Source organism: Cyanobium sp. LEGE 06143, from assembly GCF_015207535.1.
Lineage (GTDB): Bacteria > Cyanobacteriota > Cyanobacteriia > PCC-6307 > Cyanobiaceae > NIES-981.
The window spans coordinates 1-7,297 of the sequence record NZ_JADEWP010000129.1 but is presented as its reverse complement, the minus strand read 5'-3'; the positions used below and the strand labels follow the sequence as shown (position 1 = coordinate 7,297).

Annotated in this window: 9 protein-coding genes; 6 read left to right on the top strand and 3 right to left on the bottom strand. The window is 67.7% G+C overall.

Translation table 11 applies throughout. The features are described from left to right. On the bottom strand, nucleotides 1-1,041 hold a 1,041-nt coding region (locus IQ216_RS09715; protein ID WP_193815312.1), incomplete at its 3' end, for a heme A synthase. A gap of 206 nt (nucleotides 1,042-1,247) precedes the next feature. Here IQ216_RS09715 and IQ216_RS09710 point away from each other — a divergent pair. From IQ216_RS09710 to IQ216_RS09695, 4 genes are all read left to right on the top strand, one after another. Next, a complete protein-coding gene (locus tag IQ216_RS09710; RefSeq protein ID WP_193815311.1) occupies nucleotides 1,248-2,117 on the top strand; it encodes a cytochrome c oxidase subunit II in 870 nt (289 codons plus the stop codon). A gap of 50 nt (nucleotides 2,118-2,167) precedes the next feature. Then, entirely contained in the window at nucleotides 2,168-3,793 is a 1,626-nt protein-coding gene (gene ctaD / locus IQ216_RS09705) for a cytochrome c oxidase subunit I (protein WP_193815310.1), read from the top strand. Continuing rightward, nucleotides 3,790-4,419 (top strand): cytochrome c oxidase subunit 3, encoded by a 630-nt coding sequence (locus tag IQ216_RS09700; RefSeq protein ID WP_193815309.1) that lies wholly within the window; start codon nucleotides 3,790-3,792, stop codon nucleotides 4,417-4,419. Before ctaD ends, IQ216_RS09700 begins: the two co-directional genes overlap by 4 nt. A 118-nt stretch (nucleotides 4,420-4,537) precedes the next feature. Next, nucleotides 4,538-4,954 (top strand): AbrB family transcriptional regulator, encoded by a 417-nt coding sequence (locus tag IQ216_RS09695; RefSeq protein WP_193815314.1) that lies wholly within the window; start codon nucleotides 4,538-4,540, stop codon nucleotides 4,952-4,954. Between the two features lie 40 nt (nucleotides 4,955-4,994). On the opposite strand, the gene IQ216_RS09690 is transcribed toward IQ216_RS09695, so the two are convergent. Together IQ216_RS09690 and IQ216_RS09685 are read right to left on the bottom strand one after the other, a co-directional pair. Beyond that, nucleotides 4,995-5,606: a DUF308 domain-containing protein gene (locus IQ216_RS09690; protein WP_193815308.1), complete on the bottom strand. Its 612-nt coding sequence runs from the start codon at nucleotides 5,604-5,606 to the stop codon at nucleotides 4,995-4,997. 27 nt (nucleotides 5,607-5,633) lie between these two features. After that, nucleotides 5,634-6,287, bottom strand: coding sequence for a riboflavin synthase (locus IQ216_RS09685; protein ID WP_193815313.1), 654 nt, complete (start codon nucleotides 6,285-6,287; stop codon nucleotides 5,634-5,636). A gap of 71 nt (nucleotides 6,288-6,358) precedes the next feature. Between IQ216_RS09685 and IQ216_RS09680 the strand changes: the two genes are divergently transcribed. Both IQ216_RS09680 and IQ216_RS09675 read left to right on the top strand, forming a co-directional pair. Further along, nucleotides 6,359-6,937 (top strand): bifunctional nuclease family protein, encoded by a 579-nt coding sequence (locus tag IQ216_RS09680; RefSeq protein WP_193815307.1) that lies wholly within the window; start codon nucleotides 6,359-6,361, stop codon nucleotides 6,935-6,937. Between the two features lie 49 nt (nucleotides 6,938-6,986). Beyond that, on the top strand, nucleotides 6,987-7,297 hold a 311-nt coding region (locus IQ216_RS09675), incomplete at its 3' end, for an aldo/keto reductase (protein ID WP_193815306.1).

The window sequence follows — 7,297 nt, the reverse complement described above, 5'->3', positions numbered from 1 at the left end:
GGATGGGGATGTTGAGGGGGGCCGGCCGGCCAGGCCAGGCAGCTGGCCCAGCAGGCCGGCGAGCACGGCCACCAGCAGGGCCGCACCGAGCTGGTGAGCGATGGTCACGGCGGGCACGGCGAGGGCCAGCCTCAGGGTGGTGACGCCCAGGGCCAGCTGGGCCACCACCAGCAGGGCGCCGCCGAGGGCCAGCAGGCGGGTCGAGCGCGGCAGGGCAGGACGGAGGGCGGCGGCGAGGGCGGCCACAGCCAGCACGGCACCCCCGGCCGCAGGGGCCAGCTGGCGATGCAGCAGCAGCCAGCGGCAGTCATCGCCGGCAGCCAGACAGCGATCAGCGGCCCAGTGGCTGGCCATCCAGGCCCCGAGCAGGCTCTGGCAGAACACCAGCAGCAGGGCAGCGCAGACAGCCAGGCCCCAGACGAGTCGCCAGGGCCGCTCCAGGGGAGCCGTGCCGGGCTGAGAGTGCCGCTTGAGAGCCTGCTGCAGCTTCAGGGCCTGGTGCAGCCCACTGAGCAGGGCCAGCAGGCTGAGGGCCGCAGCCAGATGAGCCGTCACCATCGAGGAGGCCAGCAGCCGGGTCACGGTGAGGGCACCAAGACCTCCCTGGACGGCCACCAGGGCCAGGGCCAGGCCGGAGGCCCAGGGAAGCCAGCCGGGCAGCTGACGGCGGCCCACCAGGCTGGCGGCGGCCATCACCAGCAGGGCGACCCCCACCACGAAGGCGTCGAGCCGGTGAAACCACTCCAGAAACACCTGCAGGTTCATCTGCCGGCCAGGCAGCAGCACGCCGTAGCAGAGCGGCCAGTCAGGGCAGGCCAGGCCGGCCTGCATGACCCTGGTGGCCCCACCGATCACCACCAGGGCCACCAAGGCCACCACCAGGTGGCCACTCAGGCGGCTGAGCTGCCCGAGCCGATCGGCCTGCCGTGGGGTCAGCTGATCAGCCGGGGAGCCGGCCTGGATGGGACCTGCCTGAGGGGCCTCGGCCTCGGCCGGGGCCCCAGAGTCGGGCGTCTGGGATGGCCGCAGGCCTGTCTGCATCGGAGCGAGCGCCCCAGAGTCGCTGCACGGTAGCGATGGTGCGGGGAGCGAGGGATGAGGATTCGCTCACATCGTCAATTCACAACATGGCCAGCCGCCAGCAACACCAACACCCCGCTGAGATGCGCTGATCACAACTGTGCAGGCGCAATGGCTCGCATCGGCACGGCCCTGCCCATAGGCTGATCCTCAGTACTTCCAATGCCGTGCAGATCCGCACAGCCCTCACCACCGTGCTGGCCACGACTGGCCTTGTGGGAACAGGGCTCCTGGTGGGCAATCGGGTGAACATGCTGCCGCTCGATGCGAGCAGCAACGCCGCCACCTACGACTCCCTTTTTAAGGTTTTATTCAGCATTGGCACGATGCTGTTCCTAGGCATCACCATCGTTTTGGTGTACAGCCTGCTGCGGTTTCGCCGCACCGCCGGCGACACCAGCGACGGTGTGGCCATTGAGGGCAACCTGCCCCTGGAAATCGTCTGGACTGCGATACCAGCGGTGGTCATTCTTTTCGTTGGTATCTATAGCTACGACATCTACGAGCGCATGGGCGGCATGGCCCCCCTCATGGACCATGCCGCCATGGATCACAGCGCCATGGATCACAGCACCATCGACCGGGCCGCCATCGTCAGTGACAGCCCCGGCCCAGACCCGGAGCGCATCTGGGGGGGCATCGGCGCTGCCGCCACCCCTGATCAGACAGGCGAGGTTCCCCCGACCCTGCCGGTGGAGGTGACGGCCATGCAGTTCGCCTTCATCTTCCATTACCCCCAGGGCGACATCACCAGCGGCGAGCTGCATGTGCCGCTGGGCCAGCCCGTGGAGCTGCGCATGGAGGCCCGCGATGTGATCCACGCCTTCTGGGTGCCGCAGTTCCGCCTCAAGCAGGATGTGATTCCGGGCCAGACCACCCAGCTCTCCTTCACCCCCACCCGCGCCGGCACCTACCCGATCGTCTGCGCCGAACTCTGCGGGGCCTACCACGGCGGCATGCGCTCCAACGTGGTGGTGCATGAACGCGAGAGCTTCGACGCCTGGCTGGCGCAGAACACCCCCACAACGAGCACCTGAACTGGCGTGTTGACCGTGACCCCGAACTTTCCCCCGCAGCGTTCCAGCCGATGACGATCGCCAGTCCAGGCCCTCTGCCCCAGGAGGGTCTGCAGCCCACCGGGTGGGCCCGCTATCTCAGCTTCAGCCTCGATCACAAGGTGATCGGGCTTCAGTATCTGGTGTGCGGCTTTGCCTTCTATCTGGTGGGAGGAGCGCTGGCCGGTGTGATCCGCACCGAGCTGGTCAGTCCGATGTCCGACTTTGTGAGCCGTGACACCTACAACGAGGTGCTGACGCTGCACGGCACGGTGATGATCTTTCTGTGGATCGTGCCCGTGGTCAATGGCGGCTTCGGCAACTATCTGATTCCCTTCTACGTCGGCGCCCGGGACATGGCCTTCCCGAGGCTCAATGCCGTGGCCTTCTGGATGATTCCACCGGCTGGAATCCTGCTGATCAGCAGCTATTTCCTGGCGGGCGCTGCTGCCCAGTCCGGCTGGACAGCCTACCCACCCCTCAGTCTCACCACCCCGGCTGCCGGCCAAGTGGTGTGGATTCTGAGTGTGCTGCTGCTTGGGGGCAGTTCCATCTTCGGCGCCATCAATTTCATCGCCACGGTGCTGAAGCTGCGCCGTCCTGGCCTGAAGATGATGCAGTTGCCGATGTACTGCTGGGCAATGCTGGGCACCAGCCTGCTGGTGGTGCTCTCAACCCCTGTGCTGGCCGGCGTGTTGATCCTGCTGAGCTTCGACATCGTGGCCCACACCGGCTTCTTCAACCCAGCCCTGGGCGGCAACGTGGTGGTCTACCAGCACCTGTTCTGGTTCTATTCCCATCCAGCCGTGTACATCATGGTGCTGCCGGCCTTCGGCCTGGTCAGCGAAATTCTGCCGGTGCACGCCCGCAAGCCCCTGTTCGGCTACACCACCATGGTGTACTCGATCATGGGCATCGTGGTGCTGGGCCTGATCGTGTGGGCCCACCACATGTTCACCAGCGGCACACCTCCATGGATGCGGCTGTTTTTCACCATTGCCACCTCATTCATCGCGGTGCCCACGGGCATCAAGTTCTTCAACTGGATCGCCACCCTGTGGGGAGGCAAGATCGCCCTCAACTCGGCGATGCTGTTTTCATGCGGCTTCATTCTGAACTTCGTGTTCGGCGGCATCACAGGCATCAGCCTGGCCCAGGTGCCCTTCGACATCCATGTTCATGACACCTACTTTGTGGTGGGTCATTTTCACTACATCGTCTACGGAGGCACGGTGTTTGTGATCTTCGCCTCGCTCTACCACTGGTATCCGAAGTTCACGGGCCGTCTGCTTAACGAGGATCTGGGTCGCCTGCACTTCGTGCTCACCCTGATCGGCTTCCAGCTCTGCTTCCTGCCCCAGCACTGGCTGGGGCTGAATGGCATGCCCAGGCGCGTGGCGGAGTACGACCCGGCCTTCACCACGCTCAACCAGGTGAGCAGCGTGGGGGCCCTGATCATGGCGATCAGCATCCTGCCGCTGTTGATCAACGTGGTGATGACGGCCAGGAACGGTGAGCCGGCGGGCGACAACCCCTGGAACGCCCTGACGCCGGAATGGCTCACCTCCTCGCCCCCTCCGGTGGAGAACTGGAAGGGGGAGGCCCCCCTCGTCACCGAGCCCTACGGCTACGGCACCCGTCCTGAGGCCCAGTCATGACCACCACCAACTCCTCCGACAGCTCGCTGCTGAGCAGCCCTGCAGCGGCTGCCCCAACCGCTGAGGCCAGTGCCGAGGCCGACCTGCATGCCGATGTGCGCATGTTCGGCCTCACCACCTTCCTGGTGGCCGATGGCATGACCTTTGCGGGCTTCTTCGCGGCCTACCTCACCTTCAAAGCGGTGAATCCGCTGCCCGAGGGCAGCATCTACGAGCTGGAGCTGCTGCTGCCCACGATCAACACCGTGCTGCTGGTGCTGAGCAGCTTCACCTTCCACCGCGCCGGCCGCGAGATCCGCGCCAATCGCCTGGCCACCTGCCGCACCTGGTTGCTGGTGTCAGCCGGCCTCGGATCCACCTTTCTGGCCGGCCAGATGGTGGAGTACTTCACCCTGCCCTTCGGCCTCACCGACAACCTCTTTGCCAGCACCTTCTATGCCCTCACGGGCTTCCACGGTCTGCACGTGACCCTGGGGGTGATCTGCATCCTGATCGTGGCCCTGCAGACCCGCAGCGGTGGTCGGATCAGCGCTGAGAAGCATTTCGGCCTCGAGGCCGCAGAGCTCTACTGGCACTTTGTGGACGGCATCTGGGTGGTGCTCTACGGCATCCTCTACGTGCTCTGAGCCGCTTCCAGCCCCGGGGTTGTTGCCGATCAGCCTGCGGACTGGGCACAATTCAGCTCATGACCTGTCGCCAGGATCTCCAGGCATGAGTCCCAGCAGTGGCGGTGGTCCGGGCGGGATGCTCGAAGGCAAGGCCCTGCTCGACAGGGCCAGAGCCCTCAGCGACCAGCCTGAGGACCTGATTGCCCGCGCCTGTGGGTACGTCGGCCCCAGTGGCCGCGTGCTCAAGAAGAGTTTCCACAAGGCCCTGGTGGCCGCCAAGGGCTACCCCGTTCCCGAGGCGAGCGCCGGTCGCAGCGCCGCCGCCCCAGGCCCGGGCAAGGGGCGGCAGGCGGAGTTCCGCACCCGCGTGCACGGCAACGGCAATCTGCTGATCGGCAACGCCTACACCCGCCGGCTGGGGCTGCAGCCCGGCCAGGAATTCCGCATCGAACTGCAGCGGGACAGCCGCTCCATCCGGCTGCTGCCGCTCCAAGACGGCGCTTTCCCCGAGGCCGAAGCCAGCGACGACACCGCTTCAGCGGGGTGCGACTGAGCACGTTTCCCCCGGGGTGGCTCTCCAGCGGTTCAGGACCTCAGCTGCCGGGGGGTTCGGGCTGGCCGGCTGTGTGCTGATCGGGGCCGTGGAAACTGGCGCTGAAGCTGAGCAGGTCGAGGCCACTGAACACGAAGCTGATGCCCACCAGCAGGCCCAGCACCTGCAGCAGCACAGGGCCGGGCAGCAGCAGGATCGTCGTGCCCAGGGCCAGGGTGATCAGGCCGTTGAGCAGGCCCCAGCCCCAGCCCCGAATGCGCCGGTGGGCCAGGGACACCCCCAGGGCCACCAAACCCTCCACCACGAACACCACTCCGATGGCCAGGGCCAGGGTGGCGATCGGGGCCGCCGCCTGGGTCGGTCCCGAACCGAGCTGCAGCAGCATCGACAGCCCCGCTGCCACCAGCAGGGTGGACACCACCAGACGCCAGAAGGCCAGCCAGCGGCCGAGCAGCCGGGCCCGCATCAGGTTGTTGATCCAGCCGAGCAGGCCTCCCACCAGAAAGATCAGCGCCACCATCGCGGTGACCCAGAGGGAGGCGGCCAGCGGAAAGATCATCGCCAGCAAGCCGAGCACCAGCATCAGCACCCCCTCCCCGAGGGTGAAGGTCCTCAGAGCTGCCGCATCCCGGGCTGGGCTGAGCTGGACCATGGCAACGCAAGAGGCAGAGGCTGGACCCTAGGCCTGCCAGCCGTGTTCAGCCAGCCAGGCGCGGTCGAGGTCGGGCTGGGCGCCGCCAGCCAGCAGCCGTTCGGTGTATTTGGCCAGCAGATCGGCCTCCAGGTTCACCCCATCGCCCTGGCGCAGGCCCTGCAGGGTGGTGCCCTTCCAGGTGTGAGGAATCACGGCAATCCAGAAGCTGGCGCCATCGGGGCTGCAGCCCGCCACGGTGAGGCTGATGCCGTTCACGCAGACGCTGGCCTTGTCGCACACGTAGCGGCCGTAGGCCGGATCCTGCCAGGCCAGATCCAGCCGCCACGACTCCCCCTCGGCCGCCACCGCCAGCACGGTGCCGAGGCCATCGACATGACCGCTCACCAGGTGGCCGCCGAGGCGATCGGCCAGCCGCAGCGCCGGCTCCAGATTCACGGCGCCCCGGCGTTCCGCCCTGGCCGCAAGCATGCTGCGGCGCAGGGTTTCGTCACTGACATCGGCGCGGAAGCCATCGCTGAAGCGCTCCGCCACCGTGAGGCACACCCCATCCACGGCCACGCTCTCGCCGAGGGCCAGATCGTGGGCCGACCAGCCGCCCTCGCTGGCGGCCCAGCGCAGCCGCACACCACCCTGCACCCGTTCGATCGTGCCCGTGGCCTGGACCAGTCCGGTGAACATCGGCGTGGGCTCCAGTTCCTCCTGGCCATAATCAGTCACGGGTTCATCGCTGCCTAGCGGCACTGCCGGCCATGGTCGAAATGCGCGTCGCCGGCATCGCCCTGGATGCGGCCAGCCGCAGCCCGATCGTGCTGCTGCGGGACCCGGCGGGCCGGCGCCAGGTGCCGATCTGGATCGACCAGGCCCAGGCCCAGAACATCCTGGTGGGGCTCGGCCATGACCGCCCCCCCCGGCCCCTCAGCCACGACCTGATGGTGGCCCTGCTCGAGGCCGGCGGACTGCATCTGGAGCGGGTGATCATCCACGCGATCGAGGAGAGCACCTTCCGCGCTGTGCTGAAGCTGCGCAGCCAAGACAACCCGGGCCCCGAAGGCCTGAGCGAAGTCGATGCCCGGCCGAGCGATGCCATCGCCCTGGCCGTGCGCACCGGCACGCCGATCTGGATGCTGGAGGAGGTGGTGGCGGATGCCTCGATTCCGGTGGATGCCGAGGCCGACGCCGCCGACCAGGCCCATTTCCGCCGCTTCCTCGACTCGGTGAGCCCCGCCGAGCTGGTGCGGCAGCTGGGCCGGRCCCAGCCCGAGAACGACCCCAGCCCCAGCGACCCCGGCGAACCGGACACCCCGGATCAGCCGCGTGAACCCAGCTAGACGGCCGTTCGGGCGGGGGCCGGCGGTGTCGGCCTTCAGCCTGGGCACAATGCGCGCGCTGGGCAGCCCCGGCCAGATGGAGGCGGTGCTGGGCGCGGCCCTGACCGCCGGCATCAACCATCTGGAAACCGCCCCCGCCTACGGGCCAGCGGAGCGCTTTCTGGGGGAGGCCATCGCCGCCCTGGCGCGGCGGGGCCTGGCGCCCCAGGGGGGCTGGCTGATCACCAGCAAGCTGCTGCCGGGCGGCGACCTGGCCAGCAGCCAGCAGCAGCTGCAGGGCATCCTCAAGCGCCTGGGGGTGCCGCGGCTGCAAGGCCTCGCCGTGCACGGGCTGAACACGCCCGAGCACCTGGCCTGGGC

Excerpts from the sequence above, each read along its gene's own strand:
- ctaD (WP_193815310.1), top strand. The coding sequence starts at position 2,168 with ATGACGATCGCCAGTCCAGGCCCTCTGCCCCAGGAGGGTCTGCAGCCC.
- IQ216_RS09700 (WP_193815309.1), top strand. The coding sequence starts at position 3,790 with ATGACCACCACCAACTCCTCCGACAGCTCGCTGCTGAGCAGCCCTGCA.
- IQ216_RS09695 (WP_193815314.1), top strand. The coding sequence starts at position 4,538 with ATGCTCGAAGGCAAGGCCCTGCTCGACAGGGCCAGAGCCCTCAGCGAC.
- IQ216_RS09690 (WP_193815308.1), bottom strand. The coding sequence starts at position 5,606 with ATGGTCCAGCTCAGCCCAGCCCGGGATGCGGCAGCTCTGAGGACCTTC.
- IQ216_RS09685 (WP_193815313.1), bottom strand. The coding sequence starts at position 6,287 with ATGTTCACCGGACTGGTCCAGGCCACGGGCACGATCGAACGGGTGCAG.